At 71.9% G+C, this 19,416-nt stretch carries 19 protein-coding genes; 10 read left to right on the forward strand and 9 right to left on the reverse strand.

Annotated elements, in window-relative coordinates:
- Positions 1-9 precede the first annotated feature (9 nt).
- From CEG14_RS13075 to CEG14_RS13085, 3 genes are read left to right on the forward strand one after another with little or no spacing between them, the layout of a single operon-like run.
- Entirely contained in the window at positions 10-1,287 is a 1,278-nt protein-coding gene (locus CEG14_RS13075; RefSeq protein WP_094826777.1) for a ribulose-bisphosphate carboxylase large subunit family protein, read from the forward strand.
- Positions 1,284-2,642: a four-carbon acid sugar kinase family protein gene (locus CEG14_RS13080; protein ID WP_094826778.1), complete on the forward strand. Its 1,359-nt coding sequence runs from the start codon at positions 1,284-1,286 to the stop codon at positions 2,640-2,642. The genes CEG14_RS13075 and CEG14_RS13080 overlap by 4 nt, the downstream gene beginning before the upstream one ends.
- Positions 2,643-2,680: 38 nt before the next feature.
- Entirely contained in the window at positions 2,681-3,217 is a 537-nt protein-coding gene (locus CEG14_RS13085; RefSeq protein ID WP_094826779.1) for a GNAT family N-acetyltransferase, read from the forward strand.
- Between the two features lie 24 nt (positions 3,218-3,241).
- On the opposite strand, the gene CEG14_RS26495 is transcribed toward CEG14_RS13085, so the two are convergent.
- Positions 3,242-3,526 (reverse strand): hypothetical protein, encoded by a 285-nt coding sequence (locus CEG14_RS26495; RefSeq protein WP_218831326.1) that lies wholly within the window; start codon positions 3,524-3,526, stop codon positions 3,242-3,244.
- Positions 3,527-3,581: 55 nt separating this feature from the next.
- On the opposite strand from CEG14_RS26495, the gene CEG14_RS13095 reads away from it, so the two are divergent.
- From CEG14_RS13095 to CEG14_RS13120, 6 genes are all read left to right on the forward strand, one after another.
- Positions 3,582-4,802 (forward strand): CaiB/BaiF CoA transferase family protein, encoded by a 1,221-nt coding sequence (locus tag CEG14_RS13095; protein ID WP_094826780.1) that lies wholly within the window; start codon positions 3,582-3,584, stop codon positions 4,800-4,802.
- 13 nt (positions 4,803-4,815) lie between these two features.
- A complete protein-coding gene (locus CEG14_RS13100) occupies positions 4,816-5,613 on the forward strand; it encodes an enoyl-CoA hydratase/isomerase family protein (RefSeq protein ID WP_094826781.1) in 798 nt (265 codons plus the stop codon).
- 54 nt (positions 5,614-5,667) lie between these two features.
- Positions 5,668-6,891, forward strand: coding sequence for a CaiB/BaiF CoA transferase family protein (locus tag CEG14_RS13105; protein ID WP_094826782.1), 1,224 nt, complete (start codon positions 5,668-5,670; stop codon positions 6,889-6,891).
- Positions 6,892-6,902: 11 nt separating this feature from the next.
- Positions 6,903-9,215, forward strand: coding sequence for an acyl-CoA dehydrogenase (locus tag CEG14_RS13110; protein WP_094827529.1), 2,313 nt, complete (start codon positions 6,903-6,905; stop codon positions 9,213-9,215).
- 30 nt (positions 9,216-9,245) lie between these two features.
- Positions 9,246-10,208: a Bug family tripartite tricarboxylate transporter substrate binding protein gene (locus CEG14_RS13115; protein WP_094826783.1), complete on the forward strand. Its 963-nt coding sequence runs from the start codon at positions 9,246-9,248 to the stop codon at positions 10,206-10,208.
- Positions 10,209-10,276: 68 nt separating this feature from the next.
- A complete protein-coding gene (locus CEG14_RS13120) occupies positions 10,277-11,239 on the forward strand; it encodes a LysR family transcriptional regulator (RefSeq protein WP_094826784.1) in 963 nt (320 codons plus the stop codon).
- Positions 11,240-11,258: 19 nt separating this feature from the next.
- Here the strand turns inward: CEG14_RS13120 and CEG14_RS13125 are convergent, their stop codons facing one another.
- The 8 genes from CEG14_RS13125 to CEG14_RS13160 all read right to left on the reverse strand — a co-directional run bounded on the left by CEG14_RS13125 (position 11,259) and on the right by CEG14_RS13160 (position 18,587).
- Positions 11,259-12,146: an amidohydrolase family protein gene (locus CEG14_RS13125; RefSeq protein WP_094826785.1), complete on the reverse strand. Its 888-nt coding sequence runs from the start codon at positions 12,144-12,146 to the stop codon at positions 11,259-11,261.
- Positions 12,143-12,748, reverse strand: a complete 606-nt coding sequence (locus CEG14_RS13130; protein WP_094826786.1) for a carboxymuconolactone decarboxylase family protein — start codon at positions 12,746-12,748, stop codon at positions 12,143-12,145. Before CEG14_RS13130 ends, CEG14_RS13125 begins: the two co-directional genes overlap by 4 nt.
- 28 nt (positions 12,749-12,776) lie before the next feature.
- On the reverse strand, positions 12,777-13,394 hold the full coding sequence (locus CEG14_RS13135; protein ID WP_094826787.1) for a glutathione S-transferase family protein: 618 nt from the start codon (positions 13,392-13,394) through the stop codon (positions 12,777-12,779).
- A 19-nt stretch (positions 13,395-13,413) separates the two neighbouring features.
- Positions 13,414-14,058 carry a flavin reductase family protein gene (locus tag CEG14_RS13140; RefSeq protein ID WP_094826788.1) on the reverse strand — a complete coding sequence of 215 codons (645 nt, stop codon included), beginning with the start codon at positions 14,056-14,058 and terminating at the stop codon, positions 13,414-13,416.
- 16 nt (positions 14,059-14,074) lie between these two features.
- A complete protein-coding gene (locus CEG14_RS13145) occupies positions 14,075-15,055 on the reverse strand; it encodes a tripartite tricarboxylate transporter substrate binding protein (protein WP_094827530.1) in 981 nt (326 codons plus the stop codon).
- Positions 15,056-15,072: 17 nt separating this feature from the next.
- Positions 15,073-16,044, reverse strand: coding sequence for a Bug family tripartite tricarboxylate transporter substrate binding protein (locus CEG14_RS13150; protein WP_094826789.1), 972 nt, complete (start codon positions 16,042-16,044; stop codon positions 15,073-15,075).
- Positions 16,045-16,172: 128 nt separating this feature from the next.
- Positions 16,173-17,192, reverse strand: a complete 1,020-nt coding sequence (locus tag CEG14_RS13155; RefSeq protein ID WP_094826790.1) for an aldo/keto reductase — start codon at positions 17,190-17,192, stop codon at positions 16,173-16,175.
- A gap of 15 nt (positions 17,193-17,207) precedes the next feature.
- Entirely contained in the window at positions 17,208-18,587 is a 1,380-nt protein-coding gene (locus CEG14_RS13160) for an MFS transporter (RefSeq protein WP_094826791.1), read from the reverse strand.
- 233 nt (positions 18,588-18,820) lie between these two features.
- Between CEG14_RS13160 and CEG14_RS13165 the strand changes: the two genes are divergently transcribed.
- Positions 18,821-19,408: a TetR/AcrR family transcriptional regulator gene (locus tag CEG14_RS13165; RefSeq protein ID WP_094826792.1), complete on the forward strand. Its 588-nt coding sequence runs from the start codon at positions 18,821-18,823 to the stop codon at positions 19,406-19,408.
- Positions 19,409-19,416 lie beyond the last annotated feature (8 nt).

Below are 19,416 nucleotides of genomic sequence, written 5' to 3' on the forward strand. Positions count from 1 at the left end.
CCGCACCGCATGAACGCACAGCAGATCCGCGCCACCTATCTGATCGAAACCCCGCTGGACCCGGCCCGGGTGGCCGAGGTGATGGCGGGCGAACAGTCCTGCGGCACCTTCACCCGGGTGGCGGGCGAGACCGACGAATTGCGCGCCCGCGCCCGCGCCACGGTGGAAGCCGTGGAGCTGCTCGACGTGGCCGAGGCGCCGGCCCTGCCCAATGCCTGGCTCGAACGCCAGCCGGGTCAGGCGCAGCGACGCTACCAGCGCGCGCGCATCCGCATCGCCTTCCCCACCGCCAACATCGGCGCCAACCTGCCGACGCTGGCGGCCACGGTCAGCGGCAATCTCTACGACCTGGGCGAGGTCACCGGCCTGCGCCTGGAACGCCTGAGCCTGCCGTCGAACTATCGCGCGCAATTCGAGCTCCCGCGCCTGGGCATCGCCGGCACGCGGCGTGCCACGGGCGTGAGCCAGGGCCCGCTGGTGGGCACCATCATCAAGCCCAACGTGGGTCTCTCGCCGGAACAGACCGCCCACCTCGTGGCGCAGCTGTGCGCGGCCGGCGTGGACTTCATCAAGGACGACGAGGTCTGCGCCAATCCCGCCCATGCGCCGCTGGCCGCGCGCGTGGCCGCGGTGATGGCGGTGGTGCGGGCACACCGCGACCGCACCGGCCGCGACGTGATGGTGGCCTTCAACATCAGCGACGAGACCGAGGCCATGCTGCGCCACGCCGAGCTGATCGAGCGCGCCGGCGGCAGCTGCGTGATGGCCAGCCTGAACTGGTGCGGCTATTCCGCGATCCAGACGCTGCGCCGCCACACCCCGCTGGCGCTGCACGGCCATCGCAACGGCTACGGCGCGCTGGCGCGCCATCCCCTGCTCGGCATCGGCTTCCAGGCCTACCAGACGCTGTGGCGCCTGGCCGGCGTGGATCACATGCACGTGCATGGGCTGCAGGGCAAGTTTTCGCAGACCGACGAAGAAGTGGTCGAGTCGGCGCGCGACTGTCTGGCGCCGCTCGCGCCGGGCCTGGACGACGCCGTGATGCCGGCCTTCTCGTCGGGCCAGTGGGCCGGCACCGTGCCCGCCACCTGGAACGCGCTGCACACCGACGACCTGATGTTCATGTCGGGCGGCGGCATCCTGGCGCATCCCGACGGCCCGGCCGCCGGCGTGCAGAGCATTCGCGATGCGTGGCAGGCGGTGCGCGCCGGCCGCACGCTCGAACAGCACGCCGCCGACGCGCCCGCGCTCGCGCGCGCCCTGGCCCACTTCGGAGCCGCGGCATGAGCGTTGCGCCGCGGCTGGCGTGGTACGGCGATGACTTCACCGGCGCCACCGACACGCTGGCGGAAGTGGCGCGCGCCGGCTGGCGCAGCCTGCTGTTCCTGGCGGTGCCCACGCCGGCCCGCCTCGCGGCCGCCGGGCCGCTGGATGCCATCGGCATCGCGGGCGCGGCGCGCGGCATGGCGCCCGAGCGCATGGCGAAGGAGCTGCATGCGGCCGGCCACTTCCTGGCCGGGACGGGCGCCCGCATCCTGCACTACAAGTGCTGTTCCACCTTCGACAGCGCGCCGCACGTCGGCAGCATCGGCCAGGCGGTGCAGGTGTTGCGCCAGTATGCGCCGCACCCGCTCGTGCCCATCGTGGGCGGCCAGCCCAGCATCGGGCGCTATTGCAGCTTCGCGCAGCTGTTCGCGCGGGCCGGCGCCGCGCCCGAGATCCATCGCATCGACCGCCATCCGGTGATGAGCCGTCATCCGGTGACGCCCATGCACGAGGCCGACCTGCGCCGCCACCTGGCCGCGCAGGGCCTGGACGGGGTGCAGTCGCTGCCGCACGTGGCCTATCCCGCGCAGGACGACGCCGCCGCCCTCGACGCCTGGATCGCGCCCCTGCTGCGCGACACCCGCGGCCCGCTGCTGCTCGACGTGACGGAAGAGCGCCATCTCGCACCGCTGGGCCGGCTGATGTGGCGCGCGGCGGCGCAGGCGCCGCTGCTCGCCGTGGGCGCCAGCAGCGTGCAACAGGCCCTGGCGCGAGCGGTGGCCGCCGATGCGGCATTGATCGACGACGCGCCGCGGCCGCTCGCGCAACAGGCCCGGCTCGCGCCGGCCCGAGCGCCCGTGCTGCTGCTGGCGGGCAGCCTGTCGCCCGTCACCGCGCGCCAGATCGATGCGGCGCGCAACTATCAGCGGCTGGCTGTCGATACCGTGCGTCTGGATGGCGAGCCCGGCTATGCACGGAATCGTGCACGCGACGCGGTGGCGGCGCTTGCCGGCGGGCGGCACCTGCTGGTGCATACCCTGCCCCCCGCCGAGCCGCCCACGGCCGCGCAGACCGCGGCGGCCGCCGAGGCCACCGGCCGCCTGCTGGCGGCGATCGTGCGCGATTGCGCGGCGGCCGGGCATCGCCTGACCCGGATCGGCGTGGCCGGCGGCGACACCTCGAGCCAGGCCGTCCTGGCGCTGGGCCTGTGGGGCCTGTCATTCCATTCGGTGCTGGCGCCGGGCGTGGCGGTCAGCATCGGGCACAGCGACGACCCCGCCACCCACGGCATCGAGCTCATGCTCAAGGGCGGCCAGATGGGCGGCGAAGAATTGTTCGATCAATTGGTCGACGGCGACCGCCCGGTTTCCGTATGATGAAGTGGGACCGGCGCACATCGCCGGCCCACCCCATCATGACGCATACCATCCGCTTCGCCCAGCCTGCCGATATCGCCGCGCTGCAAGCCCGGGATTTCGCGTTCCAGATCGACGCCGTGCTGCCCGGGCCCTTCGATGTGCCCGTGCCCACGCTCGAAGGCGTGGCCGTGCCGCCGCGCCGCAAGGCCTACACCTTCGATGCCCATGCCCTCACCGACGCGCTGCACGATCCGGATGCCGACGTGCTCGTGATCGAACGGGCCGCGCGCCAGCCCTTCGGCTATGTGCTGCTGTCGTGTGCCTGGAACGGCTATGCCAGCATCGACGACCTCGCCGTCGACGCGACGCACCGGCGCCAGGGCGCCGCCGCCGCGCTGATGGACGTGGCCGCCGACTGGGCGCGCGGCCGCCAGCTCGCCGGCCTGCGGCTCGAGACCCAATCCAACAACGTCGCCGCCTGCCGCTTCTATGCGCGCCAGGGCTTCATGCTCGGCGGCAGCGACCGCTTCCTCTACAGCGCACTGCACCCCGACACGGACGAGGTGGCGCTGTATTGGTATCTGCGGTTCTGAGGTGCCGGGTGCACGGCCGCGCGCTCACGCGCAAGGCAACGGTTGCGCGCGCAGCGAGCCCCGCGCACGCCATGCGCGCGCCAGCACCACGGATATGCGTTCGTCGCCCCACGCGTCGCCATTGCGATCGTTCTCGATCAGATGGGCCTCGCGGCGCAGGCCGCGGCGCTCGACCACGCCGACCGACCCGGCGTTGAGCGGGTCGAAGATGTGGCCCAACTCCGCCTGCCGCGCCGCCCAAGCCGGCGCGCCGTTCCGGCAGCGTCCGCCGCGCCCGGCATAACAGCTATGCACGCGCAGCCGGTCCATCGGCCGCGCGGAATTCCTAGACTGACGCCATCCCTGCAATCACGAGGAGAAGGCGTTGCAGCCGCTGTTGTCAGATACCAAAGTGTTGGACCTGAGCCGGGTGCTCGCGGGCCCCTGGGCCACGCAGATCCTCGCCGACCTGGGCGCCGACGTCATCAAGGTGGAACGCCCGGGTCGCGGCGACGATACCCGCGCCTGGGGCCCGCCCTTCCTGAAGAACGCGGCCGGCGAGGACACCGAGGACGGCGCCTATTTCGTGGCCACCAACCGCGGCAAGCGCTCGATCACGCTGGACCTGCAGAGCCCCGAGGGCCAGGCCCTGGTCAAGTCGCTGTGCGCCGAGGTCGACGTGGTGGTCGAGAACTACAAGGTCGGCACCCTGGCGCGGCTCGGGCTGGACTACGCCACGCTGTCGCGCATCAACCCGCGCCTGGTGTATTGCTCGGTCACGGGCTTCGGCCAGACCGGTCCGCGCGCGGCCGAACCGGCCTATGACTTCCTGATCCAGGCCATGGGCGGCCTGATGAGCGTGACCGGCGAGCGCGACGACCGGCCCGGCGGCGGCCCGCAGAAGGTCGGCGTGCCCATCGTCGACCTCAGCACCGGCGTCTACGCCGCGCTGGGCATCGTGGCCGCGCTGCTGCGCCGCACGCAGACCGGGCGAGGCGAGTACGTGGACGTGGCCATGCTCGACGTGCAGGTCGGCCTGCTGGCGAACCAGGCGATGAACTTCCTGCTCGGCAAGCGCGTGCCGCGCCGCACCGGCACGGCCCACCCCAACATCCAGCCGCAGCGCACCTTCCACTGCGCCGACGGCGACATCGTGCTGGTGGTCGGCAACGACGGCCAGTTCGCCACGCTGTGCGAGGTGATCGGCCGCCCCGAGCTGGCCACCGACCCGGCCTACGCGACCAACGGCAAGCGCGTGCGCAACCAGGCCGAGCTCGACCCGATCCTGGACGCCGTCTTCGCGGCGCAGCCCCGGGCCCACTGGCTCGCCCGCCTGAAGGAGGCCGGCGTGCCGGCCGGCTCGATCAACGCGGTCGACGAGGTGTTCGAGGATCCGCAGGTGCGCCATCGCGGCATGCTGCGCCACCTGCCGCACCCGGTGGCCGGCGAGGTGCCGCAGGTCATGAATCCGCTGCGCTTCGGCGAGGCCACGCTGCGGGTCGACCGCGCGCCGCCCGTGCTGGGCCAGCACACCGAAGAAGTGCTCGCGAGCCTGGGCCTGTCGGCCGAGCAGATCGGCGACTACCGCCGCCGCAACATCATCTGATCCGGAGATCGCCATGACGTTTCCCGAAGCCCTCACCGGCCCCTACACCGCGCTCGACGTGCGCCTGGACCAGGGCGTGGCCGTGATCCTGCTCGCCAACCCGCCCGTCAATGCCCTCTCCACCGAGATGATGCTGGAGCTGAGCTGGGTGCTCGACCGCATCTCCGAAACGCCCGAGGTGCGCGCCGTGGTGCTGTCGGGCCAGGGGCGCAACTTCTGCGCCGGCGCCGACCTCAAGAGCCGCGCCACCACGATCAAGGGCCCCGGCGACCTGCCGCAGCACTCGCGCCGCACGCGCGAATGCTTCCACGCGATCCGCGAGTGCGCCAAGCCCGTGGTCGGCGCCATCAATGGCGCGGCGCTCGGCGCGGGCATGGCGCTGATGGCCTCCTGCGACATCCTGGTGGCCGCGCGCGACGCCTCGGTCGGCCTGCCCGAGATCAACGTGGGCCTGCTCGGCGGCGGCCGCCACGGCATGCGGCTGTTCGGCCATTCGCGGCTGCGCCGCATGATGCTCACCGGCCTGCGCGTCGATGGCGACGAGCTCTACCGGCTGGGCGTGGTGGAAGCCTCGGTCGAGCCGGAACGGCTCATGGACGCCGCGCTGACGCTGGCCCACGAGCTGGCGTCCAAGAGCCCGCTGGCCAGCGCGCTGGCCAAGCAGACCCTCAATGCCATCGAAGACATGAGCCTGCGCGACGGCTACCGCTACGAGCAGGACATGACCGCCGCCATCGCCAGGACCGAGGACGCGCAGGAGGCGCGCCAGGCCTTTCTCGACAAGCGCCCGCCCGTGTTCCGCGGCCGCTGATATCGCCCCAAGCCGCCGGCAGCGCGGCAGGGCTCACAACGATAAGGAGACATCATGACGGGAGCGCTCGAGGGCGTGAAGGTACTGGACCTGAGCCGCGTATTCTCGGGGCCATGGGCGGCGCAGATGCTGGCCGATTTCGGTGCCGACGTGATCAAGGTGGAGCGGCCGGGCCGGGGCGATGACGTGCGCCACCAGGGCTATCCCATGGCCGACGGCGCCGGCCGGCCGAGCGGCCAGACCTCGTCGTTCGTGGCGATGAATCGCGGCAAGCGCTCGCTGACGCTGGACATCGCGCGGCCCGAAGGCCAGGACCTGGTGCGCCGGCTCGCCGCGCGCGCCGACATCGTGATCGAGAACTTCAAGGCGGGCGACCTGCGCCGCTACGGCCTCGACTACGCCGCGCTCTCGGCCGTGAACCCGCGCCTGGTGTACTGCTCGATCACCGGCTTCGGCCAGGACGGCCCCTACAGCCACCTGCCCGGCTACGACCCGATCTTCCAGTCGATGAGCGGCCTGATGAGCGTGACCGGCCTGCCCGACGGCGAGCCCGGCGCCGGGCCGGTGAAGGCCGGCTATTCCGTGTCCGACCTGACCGCCGGGTTCTATGCCGTGTGCGCGATCCTGGCCGCGCTGCGCCATCGCGACCAGGTCAGCGGCCAGGGCCAGCACATCGACCTGGCGCTGCTCGATGCGCAGATCGCCGCCATGTCGCACATCGGCATGAACTATCTCGCCAGCAGCCAGCAGCCCGCGCGCACCGGCTCGGCCTCGCAGATCACCGCGCCGTTCCGCGCCTTTGCCTGCGCCGACGGCCACCTGATGGTGGCGGTGGGCAACGACGCGCAGTTCCGCGCCTTCTGCCAGGTGCTCGGCCTGCCGGCGCTGGCGGAGGATCCGCGCTACCTCACCAATCCGCTGCGCGCCGCGGCCCAGGCCGCGCTCGGCGCCGAGCTGGAGCCGGTGATGCGCAGCCGCAGCGTGGCGCAGTGGCATGCCGCGCTCGAAGCGGCCAAGGTGCCCTGCGGCCCGATCTACACGCTGCCGCAGGTCTTCGCCGATCCGCAGGTGCAGCACCGCGGCCTGCTCGCCAGCGTGACCCACCCGCAGCTCGGCGAGATGCCGGTGATCCGCAATCCCATCCACTTCTCCGCCACGCCCATCGGTGCGGGCCTGGCGCCGCCGCTGCTCGGCGAACACACCGCGGCCATCCTGGCCGACGAGCTCGGTTTGACGCCGCAGGACATCGAGCGGCTGCACGCGGAGGGCATCCTGTGAGCGATACCGACATGCTCGACGCGGTGCGCGACAGCGCGCGCGACTTCCTGCGCCGGCGCGACCACCGCCAGCGCAAGCGCACCGATGCCGCGCCCGACCGCGACGTGTGGCAGGAGATCGCCGAGATGGGCTGGCTCGCCATGGCCGTGCCCGAGACGCAGGGCGGCCTGGGCCTGGGCTGGCACGCGCTCGCCGCCGTGATGGAGGAAGCCGGCCGCGCGCAGCTGCCCGAACCCCTGCTCGCCGCCGGCGTGCTGCCCGCCGCCGTGCTGGCGCAGTTGCGCGACGACACCGGCGCCGCCGCGCGCCAAGCCTTGCTGGACGAGATCTGCGCGGGCAGCCGCATCGTGGGGCTGGCCTGGCAGGAAGCCGACGGCCAACTCGAGGCGGGCGAGGCCGCCGGCGCCTTCGGCGTGAGCGCCACGCCGCGCGACGCGGCCTGGCTGCTGAACGGCGAAAAGCGCCACGTCGTGCCCGGCGCGGGCGTGGACGGCTGGCTCGTCTCCGCCGACAGCGAGTACGGACCCGCGCTGTACTACGTCGATGCCGACGCCCCCGGCCTGCACCTGACCGCGCGCCCCCGGGCCGACGGCAGCGCCGCCTGCCATCTGCGGCTGGAACAAGTGGCGCCGCGCCAGCTGCTGGCGCGCCAGGGCGTGCTCGACGCGCTCGATGCCGCGCTCGATCTGGCGCGGCTGATGCAGGCCGCCGAGCTCGTGGGCGGCGCGCGCCAGGTGCTGGCCGACACGGTGCAATACCTGAACACGCGCCAGCAGTTCGGCCGCGCGCTCGCCTCCTTCCAGGCCCTGCAACACCGTCTGGTCGACGCGGTGATGCAGGTGGAGCTCGCCGCCAACGGCCTGCAGGGCGCCCTCAACGCGCTGCCCGACGCCCTGCCCTCGCCCGCCAGCCGGCTCGATGCCAGCCGGGTCAAGGCGCGCGCGGCCCAGGCCGCCGTGGGCGCGGCCCGCCTCGCCATCCAGCTGCACGGGGCGATCGGCTACACCGACGAGTGCGACGTCAGCCTCTACTTCCGCGCCGCGCTGCATCACGCGGCCTGGCTCGGCAACGCCACCGCGCACCGCCGCCGCTTTGCCGCGCTCGCGCCCGAACCGGCCAGCGCACACGATGCCGACGACGCGGCGCCGGACGCCGCCACCGCCGTCGCCTTTCCGCGCGACGCCGACTGGAACGCCATGCCGGAGCCCGCGTTCCGCGCCATGCTGCAACGTTTTTTCCGCGCCCACTATCCCGAAGCCCTGCGCCACGCGCACTGGCGCCTGCACTGGGACGAGATCAAGCCGTGGTACTTCACGCTGTCGCGCCAGGGCTGGATCGCGCCCTCCTGGCCGCGCGAGCACGGCGGCATGGGCTTGTCGCCGGCGCGCCTGATCGCCTACATCGAGGAGGCCGAGCGCTACGGCGTGGCGCGCGCGCCCGACCAGGGCCTGGTGATGCTGGGGCCCATCCTGCTGCGCTACGGCACCGAGGCGCAGCGCGCGCGCTTTTTGCCCGGCATCCTGTCGGGCGAGGATGTGTGGGCGCAAGGCTACTCCGAGCCCGACGCCGGCTCGGATCTCGCGGCGCTGCGTTGCGAGGCGGTGGCCGATGGCGACGCGCTGGTGGTGACCGGCCAGAAGACCTGGTCGACGCTGGCGCAGGACGCCACGCACATGTTCATGCTGGTGCGCACCGACAAGACGGTGAAGAAGCAGGCGGGCATCAGCTTCCTGCTGGTGGACCTGCGCAGCCCCGGCGTGAGCCGCCGGCCGATCCGCACGCTGTCCGGCCACGAGGAGTTCTGCGAAGTGTTCTTCGACCAGGTGCGCGTGCCGCGCGCCAATCTGGTGGGCGAACTCAACGCGGGCTGGACCATCGCCAAGGCCCTGCTGGGCTTCGAGCGGTTGTTCTCGGGCAGCCCCAAGCACGCCAACCACGCGCTCGGGCAGATCCATGCGGTGGCGCGCCAGCGCGGCCTGCTCGACGACGCCGCCTTCGTCGACCGGCTCACCGAGCTGCGCATGGACAGCGCCGACCTGGTGGCGATGTACGAGGTGTTCGCCGACATGGCGCGCTCGGGCCGCCTGCTGCCGCCGGAACTGTCGCTGCTCAAGATCTGGGCCAGCGAGACCCACGAGCGGCTCGGCGCGCTGCTGATCCAGGCCTGCGACGAGGACGGCGGCGGCGCGCTGTCGGCCGACCTGGGCCGCGTGCATCCGCAGGCGCCCTTCATCAATGCCCTGGCCGCCACCATCTTCAGCGGCACCAACGAAATCCAGCGCAACGTCTACGCCAAGCAGGTGCTCGGCCTGCAGGGCGCCTGACCGCGCGACACAACGAGGAGACATCCCACAATGAAAAAAACCACCTTCATCTGCGCAGCCCTGTTTGCCCTGGCCGGCGCCGCGCCGGCACAGGCGGCCGATTGGCCCAACCAGACCATCCGCATGATCGTGCCCTACCCGCCCGGCGGCTCGGTCGACAATCTGGCGCGCCTGCTCGCGCCCACGCTCGGCCGCGAGCTGGGCCAGACCATCGTGGTGGAAAACCGCGCCGGCGCCTCCGGCACCATCGGCGTGGACGCCACCGTGCGCGCCACGCCGGACGGGAGCACGTTCGGCTTCGGCGTGCCCGGCGCGATTTCCGGCCTGCCGCACGTGATGAAGACCCCGTACGAGGTGGACAAGATCCAGTACGTGTCGCTGGTGGCGAAGATTCCGATGGTGTTCATGGTGAATCCCGCCATGCCCGACCACACGCTCAAGGAATTCATCGAGAGCGCGCGCAAGAATCCCGGCAAGTACAACTTCGGTTCGGCCGGCAACGTCACCACGCCGCACCTGGCCGGCGAGCTGCTCAAGCAGGAGACCCGGATCGACATCATGCACGTGCCCTACAAGGGCGCGTCGCCGGCGCTGACCGCGCTCATGGCCAACGAGATCCAGATGTTCCCCGGCGATGCGTCGGCGGCGCTGGGCTTCATCAAGGCCGGCAAGCTGCGCCCGCTGGCGGTGGGCAGCGACAGCCGCTTCGAGGGCCTGCCCGACGTGCCCACCACGCGCGAGCTGGGTTTTCCGGCCGTGCAGGTGGAGTCGAACTACGGCGTGATCGCGCCCACCGGCACGCCGGCCGCGATCGTGGACAAGATGGCGCAGGCCATCGCCAAGTCGCTGCAGGATCCGGAACTGCGCCAGAAGATGATCGACCAGGGCGCCGTGCCGCAGGCGACCACGCCCGACGCCTACCGCAAGCTGATGGAGGCGGAGTCGAAGAAATGGGGCGAAGTGATCCGGCGCGGCAAGCTCGGGCTGCAGTGAAAACGGCAATGCCGGCTTCGGCCGGCTTGCCGTATAGTGACCCCGCCCTTCACCCGCCTGCACGCCTCATGCCTTCCGCCAAAGCCACGGGGCCCAGCCTCGACCTGACCGCCGACCTGCACAAGTGGCGCGCCTTCGTCGCCATTGCCGAGCTGGGCAGCATCACCCGCGCCGCCCTGCACCTGGACCAGGATCAGTCGGTGCTGAGCCGCCGCATCAACGCGCTCGAACGCGAATGCAACGCCCGGCTGTTCAACCGCACCGGCCGCGGCGTGCACCTCTCCGAGGTGGGCGCACGGCTGCTGCCGCTGGTGCAGACCCTGCTCGACAACGCCGAGCGCCTCGAGCTCGAGGTCAACGGGCAGGCGCGCGAGCCGGCCGGCGAGGTCACGCTCGGCCTGCTGCCCTCCACGGCGCATCCCATGATCCGCCGTCTCTTCTCGCGCCTGCGCAAGCAGTTTCCCAAGGTGCACCTCAAGATCCTCGAGGGCTCGAGCGGCCAGATCGAGGAATGGCTCACGGACAGCCGCGTCGACATCGCGATCCTGTACCGCTACGGCGAGAAGTGCCCGCCCGGCGAAACCTCGCTGGCCTACGTGGACTCGTATCTGGTAGGCCGCGCGGGCGATCCGCGCACGCAGGCCGGCGTGGTCGACTTCGAGGCGCTCGACGGCCTGCCCTTCATCCTGCCAGGCGCGCCCAACGGCCTGCGCAACGCGCTCGACGGCCTGGCGCGGGCGCGCAAGATCACCATCGCGCCGCTGATCGAGGCCGACTCGCTGCCGCTGATGAAGTCCATCGTGCAGCACGAAAGCATGTACACGGTGCTGCCGCTGCACGCGGTGTGGCAGGAGGTGGAGGAAGGCAAGCTCAGCGTGGCCGCGCTGCGAAACCCCGCGATGGGCCGCATCATTTCGATGGCGTTCGCGCGGGCCAAGGGCCCGGGCCGCACGGTGATGGAGGTGGCGGGCCAGATCGAGGCGCTGGCGCGCGAGATCGCCGGCGAAGGCGTCTGGCACGTCAGCCCCTGAGGCCGCTCGCCTGCCCGGCTCAGAAGCCGTAGAGGCGCGCCGGATTCTCCACCCAGACCTTGGCGCGCAGCGTGTCGTCGCCGAGCCAGTCCCAGGCCAGGTCGACCAGCGCGTCGGCCGCGGGCGCGCGTTCGCCCATGCGCACGAACGGCCAGTCGGAGCCCCACAACAGCTGGTCCGGATTGGCCGCCACGAACGCGTCGTGCAGAAAGCGCGCATCGGCGTAATCGGGCGCCTGGCCGACACGGCACACGGTCAGCTTCATCCAGATGCGGCCCTCGGCCAGCAACCCGTGCATGAGCTGGAAGATCTCGTCGCCCGGGCCACGCGCCGGCGCCAGGCTGCCGAGGTGGTCGATCACCAGCGGCAGGTCCAGTCTGGCCAGCGCCGGCAGATGGTCGCGATAGACATCGTACGGCGCCCATAGTTGCGCATGCAACCCGTGGGCCTTCAGGCGCGGCGCCAGCGCGGGCAGCTGGCCGAAGCCGACCGCGCCCGGAAACAGCCGGCCCGCGGGGTCGCGCGCCTCGACGAAACGCAGCGCGCGCACGCCGCCCTCGTAGAGCGCCGCCAGCGCCGCATCGCTGATGTCGGGCTCGGCCACCGCCACGCCGCGCAGCCTTCCCGCGCCCTGCGCCAGCGCATCGAGCAGCGCGGCGGCGTCGGTGCCGTACGGCGCGGGCTGGATCAGGACGCCGCGCTGCGCGCCCAGGGTGTCCAGCATCCGCAGATGGCGCGGCGCGGGTGCGTCGGGCGCGGCATAGGTCGAGGCATGCCGCAGCGGAAAGCGGTCGTAGGGGCCGAACACATGGCAATGGCCATCGCACGCCAGCGGCGGCAGCACGTGGCGCGGCGCCACCGGCATGCGCGGCTGCTCGATCTGGTCGGGCACATACGCGGCGCTCATGGCACCGCCTTCGGCGCCAGCCGGCTCAGGGCCGGCAGGCCGCCGGCCTCGGGCACGTCGAGCGGCGCGGCCGCGTCGTCGGGCATCGGAATCTCGTGCGCGTTCAGCGTCATCGACACCATGGTGTAGTAGCCGATCACGGCGATGAGTTCGACCACGCCGGCCACGCCCCAGGTCTGCACCGCCTGCGCATGCAGGGCCGCGGGCACCTGGCCGGTTTCCTGGAGCTGGCGCGCATACTCGTAGGCGAGCGCGTCGGCGGCGGTCTCGAACGGCGGCTCTGCGCGCGCCTTGATGGCGGCCAGCACCGCCTCGCCCACGCCGGCCGCGGCGGCGGCCTGCGCGTGGATGTGCCACTCGATCTGGCTGTTCCAGCGCCGCGCCGTCACCAGGATGGCGATCTCGCTGATGCGCGGCGCCAGGCTGGTGCCGAAGCGCAGCAGCGCGCCCAGCGCCTGCCAGCGTTCGGCCAGCTCGGGGTTGTGCAGGGCGGCGCGCAGCGGGCCGACCAGCCGGCCGCGCGGGCCCGAAACGATGTTGTCGTGGACACGCCGTTGCGCGTCGCTCATGGCGTCGGGCGTGGGCAGGGGAATACGGCTCATGCGGAATCCTTGAGGCTGCGGGAGAGGGTCAGGCGGCGGCGTCGTCGGGCAGACTGCGCGCCACGGAGGGCCGCGTGCCGAACGCGGCGTGCCAGGCCGCCAGGGCCGGGCGGCCCTCGCGCCACGGCAGGTCGGCGAAACGATAGTCCAGATACGACAGCGCGCAGCCGATGGCGATGAGGCCCAGGTCGAACGGTGTGTCGGCGAGCGCGCCCGCCTCGCGGTCGAGCACGTCCAGCGCGGCCTCCACCTTGAGCGCGAACGCGGCCAGCCACGCGGGCGTCTGGCGCTCGGCGGGCTTGTTGCGCTCCTGGCGGTACAGCAGCAACACGTCGAGCAGGCCGTCGCCCAGCGCCTCCCGCCGCTGCGCCAGCCAGTGCGCGCGCGGCTCGGCGGGCAGCAGCCCGGTGCCGGCCTGCGCATCGAGGTAGGCGCAGATCACGCGCGAGTCGTACAGCGCCGTGCCGTCGTCCAGCACCAGCGTCGGCAGCTTGATGAGGGGATTGTCGCGCACCAGATCGAGATTGGGCTTGTCCATCGCCACCGGCGTGCGCACCAGCGTCACCCGGTCTTCGAGACCGCCCTCGTGGATCACGATCATCACCTTGCGCACGAACGGCGAGCGCGGCGACCAATGCAACTTCATGTCTGTCTCCTTCCGGGAATCAGTGGCCCTGCGCGGGGCGCACGGCGGGATCATTGGCGGCGTCGGGCGCGCGCATCTGGAACAGGCCGCCGGTGTGCACGTACCAGCCGGCGCCATGCATGCGCCCGACCAGGCCCAGGGCCGGCGTGTCGACGTGATAGCGCTGCGCATCCAGCAGCGCGTCGTCGCGCAGGTACATGGCCACCACGCGCGCCAGCACGATGACCCGCTGCGGCGCGGCCTCCAGCACCTGCCACACGCGGCATTCGAGCGCGGCCGGGCTTTGCGCGATGCGCGGCGGCGCCACCCGCAGCGAGGCCGCCGTCTCCAGGCCGGCCATGGCGAGCTCGTCGACCTCGGCGAGGTAGTCCAGGCTGGTGCGGTTCATCGCCTGCGCCAGCGCATCGGTGACCACGTTGACCACGAACTCGCCGGTGTCGAGGATGTTGCGCGCGGAGTCCTTGAACTCGCCGCCGCGCGGCCCGATGCCCAGCGCGATGATGGGCGGGTCGCTGCTCACCACGTTGAAGAACGAGAACGGCGCGGCGTTGTTGCGGCCCGCGCGCGACTGGCTCACCACCCAGGCGATCGGCCGCGGCACCACCACGCTGGACAGCAGTTTGAAGGCGTCGGCCGAGGCCAGCTGGCTGAAATCGAAATTCATGCGTGGGGGAGTCCGTTCATTTGGCCAGCAGATCGAGCCGGCCCAGCAGCGCCCGCATTTCCACGCGGTCCTGCTCGACGTAAGCCTGCGCCTGCGCGGGCGTGAGCGCCATCAGGCTGATCCCTTGCTGCGTGAGCAGGTCGCGGTAGTCGGGCTCCTGGTTCAGCGCGCGCACGGCGTCGCTGAGCTGCTGCACGATGGGCGCCGGCGTGCCGGCCGGCGCAGCCAGGCTGTACCAGGTGGCGGCCTGCGCGCCCGGCACGCCGGCCTCGGCCAGCGTCGGCACGTCGGGCAGCAGCGGCGAGCGCTGCTCGGCGGCATAGCCGAGCGGCAGCAGCCGGCCTTGCTTGATGAAGGGCAGGATGGCGGAGAGGTTCAGCATCACCAGATCGACCTGGCCGCCCACCGCGTCGTTCACTGCCGGCGCCGCGCCGGCGTACGGAATGTGGTTGAGCGAGATGTGCGCGGCCTGCTGGAACTGCTCCGCGCCCAGGTGGGTCGCCCCGCCCACGCCGGCCGAGCCGTAGCTGAGTTTGCCCGGCTCGGCGCGCGCCCGGTCCAGCAGCTGCGCGACGGTCTTGATGCCGCGCTCGGGATTGACCGCCAGCATGATGGGCTGCACCGCGACGATCGCGGCGAAGGCAAAGCCGCCCACCCCGTCGTACGGCGTCTTCTGCATCAGCGGCGTCACCACGTGGCCGGCCGAGGTGCCCAGCAGCAGCGTGTAGCCGTCGGGCTTGGCGCGGGCCACGAAGCCGGTGCCGATGGAGGCGCCGCCGCCCGGCTTGTTTTCCACGATCACGGGCTGGCCGAGCCGCGCCTCCAGGCCGCGCGCCAGGCTGCGCGCCACCAGGTCGGCGGGGCCGCCCGCCGCGTAGGGATTGACCAGCGTCACCGGCCGTTCGGGATAGGCGCCCGCCAGCGCCGGGCCGGCCGGCACGGCGGCCGCGGCGGCCAGCGCGCCCACCCGCTTGAGCAACGATCTGCGTATCGACATGTGCATGGCTCCCGGGCTCAGTCGGCCTTCGCGCCGGAGGCACGCACCACCTGCGCCCACTTCTGCGTGTCCTGGCGGATGCGCTCGGCGAAGGCCTCGGGCGTGCTGTGGGTGGTTTCGATGCCGTAGCTCGCCATGCGCTGCACCATGGCCGGGGCCTTCATCACGGCCTCGAGATCGGCGTTGAGCTTGTCGATGATGGGTCGGGGCGTGTTGGCCGGCGCCAGCACGCCCGACCACAGGCTCACCTCGTAGTTCTCGAAGCCCGGCGCCTCCGAGATCGACGGCACCTGCGGCAGCGCCGCGAGCCGGCCGCGCTTGGTCACGCCCAGCGCCTTGATGCGGCCGGCCTGGACCGGCTCGATGAAGTTCGACGAGGTGTCGATCATCATCGAGATGCGCCCCGCCATGAAGTCGTTGATCGCGCCGGAAGTGCCCTTGTAGGGAATGTGGCGCAACTTCACGCCCGCGGTCGCGCCGAACAGCTCGCCCGCCAGATGGCTGGTGGTGCCGTTGCCCGACGAGCTGAAGGTGAGTTCGCCGGGATGCGCGCGGGCGTAGTCGGCCAGTTCGGCCACCGAGTTCACCGGCAGGTCCTTGGACACCACCAGCAGATTCGAGGTCAGGTTGGTGATGGACACCGGCGCGAAGCTCTTCTGCGGGTCGTAGCGCAGATTGGCGTAGAGCGACGGGTTGATCGTGAGGATGCCCATCGTCGAGTACAGCAGCGTGTAGCCGTCGGGCGCGGCGTTGGCCACGGCTTCCGCGCCGATCGCGCCGCCCGCGCCGCCGCGGTTCTCGACCACCACCGTCTGCCCCAGCCGCGCGCCCAGGTCCTGGGCCAGCGCACGGGCCATCAGATCGGTGGCGCCGCCGGCCGGGAACGGCACGATGAGCTTCACCGGCCGTTCCGGGTAGGCCCCCGCCCAGGCGCCCACGGGCAACCCGAGGCACAGGCCCGACAGGGCCAATGCTCGCAAGAATTTCATGCTGTCTCCGCACATTGTGTTTGTTATGTGCAGGCATGGTAGTGGGCATTGGCCGGGGGCCGCCATGCCCCGTGCGGCATAGCAGCTATGCAGCCCCGCCGCCGGCCCGCGGCAGAGCGGCGCGCGCTCTAGCGCACCGGGCCGGCGCCGGCCTGCTGGACCGGATGGCGCGCCGCGGCGCCCTGCGCGGGCGGTTCCGCCACGGCGGCCGGTGCGCTGGCCGCGTCGAGCCGTTCGCGCTGCGCGGCATCGAGCGTCAGCGCCGCCGCGCCCAGATTGCTTTGCAGCTGGGCCATTGAGCGCGGGCCGATCAGCGGGATCACGCCGCGCGCCAGCGTCCAGGCGAGCGCGACCTGATCGGCCGAGGCGCCGGTTTCCGCCGCCAGCGCCAGCACGGTGTCGACCACGGCGCTGCGCTGCGCCGAGTTCTCCGCCTGGAACACCTTGCCACCCAGCGCCTCGGCGCGGCCGGTCTCGCCGCGGCGGTACTTGCCGGTCAGCAGGCCGCCGCCGAGCGGCGACCAGGTCACCGGCGCCAGCCCGAAGGCGGCAGCGGCCGGCAGCAGGTCGGCCTCGGGCTCGCGCCGCACCAGGCTGTATTCGAACTGCAGCGCCGCCAGCACGCCACCGCCGCGCCACTGGTCCAGCGTGGCCGCATGCGCGGCGCGCCAGGCCGGGAAATTCGACAGCCCGGCGTAATGGATCTTGCCCGCGCGGCGCAGATCCTCCAGCCCGCGCAGGATCTCCTCGCTCGGGGTGACGCCGTCCGGGTGGTGCACCCAGTACAGGTCGATATGATCGGTGCCCAGCCGCTCGAGGCTGGCTTCGAGCGCGCTCACCATGGCCTTGCGGCTGTTGCCCAAGACGAGGCGGTCGGCGTCCGGCGCCGCGCCGTTGCTGAACTTGGTGGCCAGCACGACGCTGTCGCGGCGCCCCGCGAGCCAGCGGCCCACGATGGCCTCCGATTCGCCGAACTGATAGATGTCGGCCGTGTCGATGAAGTTGCCGCCCTGCGCGGCGTAGTGGTCGAGCATCGCCAGGCTGTCGGCCTCGCTGGCGCCATGGCCCCAGCCGGTGCCGAAGTTGGCGGCGCCCAGCGCGATCTGCGACACCTTCAGGCCGGTCTGGCCGAGCAAACGGTAGTTCATGAGAAATCCTTCGGATCAGCCGGCCAGCGGCTTGCGCACGCGCAGGCAGAGCGCGGCGGTGAGCAGCGCCAGCACCACGTGCAGGCCGTAGACGATGTTGAAATCGGCGCGCGCGAGCGCGCCATGGCCGAGCAACAGCACCGTGAGCGCCACCCCGATCACCGCGCCCATCTGGCGCGTGGCCTGGTTCACCGCGCTGCCCACGGCATAGCGCTCGGCCGGCAGCTGGCTGACCGCCGCGCCCGAGAGCGAGGGCATCACCAGCCCCACGCCCATGCCGCTGAGAAACAGCCCCGGCAGCCAGTGCGTGAGGTAAGCCGGCTCGGTGCCCGGCACGAGCAGGAACCACAGCCCGGACGCGGCATAGACCAGGGAACCGCCCACCAGGAAGCGCCGGTAGCCGAGCCGGCCGGCCAGCCGGCCCGTCACGATGGCGACCGGCACCACGGTGAGCGGCCCCGGCATGATGGCCAGGCCCGCGCTCACCCGGTCGAGGTGCCACACGTGCTCCATGAAAAAGAAGAACGTGAAGAACATCATCGCGAACGCCACGCCGAAGCTCAGCGTCGCGAGGTTGACGATGCTGTAGCCGGGAATGCGGAACAGGTTCAGGTCGACCAGCGGCGCGGGCGCCACGCGGGCCCACGCCACGAACGCCGCCAGCGCCGCCATGCTGACCGCCAGCGTGCCCACGAAACGGGCCACGCCGGCCTGCGGGCCTTCGAGGTCCACGATCGCCAGCGCCAGCGCGCCCAGGGCCACCATCAACAGCGCCATGCCGATCAGGTCGACCCGCGCCGGTCGGCCGCTGGCCTTGGCCGCGGGCAGCCGCCGCGCGCCGGCCAGCAGCGCCAGCGCAGCCACCGGCACATTGATAAGAAAGGCCCAGTGCCAGCCCATGCTCTGCTCGATGTAGGAGCCCAGGCTGGGCCCGATCGCGGCCGCGAAGCCGCCGACCGCGCCCCACGCGCTCACCGCCAGCGCACGCCGCTCGCGCGGGAAGACGTCGAGCACGATCGACAGCGAGGCCGGCGTGAGCAGCGCCGCGCCCAGGGCCTGCAGGGCGCGCGCGGCCACCAGCAGACTGACGCTGTCGGCCAGGCCGCACAGCGCCGAGGCCAGCGAGAACAGGATCACGCCGCCCACGAAGACGCGGCGCTTGCCGTACGCATCGGCCAGGCCGCCCGCCGGAATCAGCATGGCGGCGAACACGATGGTGTAGGCGTTCAACACCCACGACATCTCGGCGGCCGAGGCGCCGGCAAAGCCGGCCCACACCGCCTCGAAGATCGAGTACAGCATGGTGCCGTCGAGCGACACCAGGAACACCGCCACGCTGGTGACGGCAAACACCGGCCAGGGCGAGGCCGCGCGCGGTGCGGCGGCGGCCGGCATGCCCAGCGAGGCCCCGCTCACGCGGCCACCCCGAGGGCGAAACGACAGGCAGGTCCCGGCGCGGCACTGGGGCGGCGCGCGATGGCGGCAAAGGCATTCATCTGGAAATCCGTGAGTGACGCTCCGGGCGCCGGTAACGCCGCGTGGAGCACGATTTTTAAATGTCGATCGACATCTATTTATAAATGTCGTGCATCATGTAAAATGTGTCAACCCCTTTTTGGAGCAGCGACATGAAAGTGAGCCGAGCCCAGGCGGCCGCCAATCGCGAACGCGTGGTGGCGGAGTCCGCGCGCCTGTTCCGCGATCGCGGCTTCGCTGCCGTGGGCCTGAACGAGCTGATGCAATCGGCCGGCCTCACGCGCGGCGGCTTCTACGGCCAGTTCGAATCGAAGCAGGACCTGGTTCGCCTCGCGCTGTCCGAAGCCATGGCGCAGAACCTCGCCAACTGGGAAAAGCTGGCGGGCGCGGGCGAGGAGGCCTCGCTGCGGCGCTACATCGAAAACTACCTGTCCGACCGCCATCAGTCGGCGCGCGCCGCCGGCTGCACCATGGCCGCGCTGGCCGGCGACATCGGCCGCGAAGACGCCGCCACGCGGGCGCTGTTCGAGCGGGGGCTGTGCAATCTCGAGGCGCGCGTGCAGACGCTCATGCCCGGCGCCACCGACGCGCAGCGGCGCCAGCGCACCTGGGCGTGCCTGTCGGCGCTGGTGGGCGCCCTCACCCTGTCGCGCAGCGTGACCGACCCGGCGCTTGCCGCCGAGATCCGCCAGGCCACCATCGATACGCTGGTCGACAGCTTCGTGCCGGCCACCCGCTGAGCACGGCG

It is taken from the genome of Bordetella genomosp. 1 (genome assembly GCF_002261335.1).
Taxonomy (GTDB): Bacteria; Pseudomonadota; Gammaproteobacteria; order Burkholderiales; family Burkholderiaceae_B; genus Bordetella.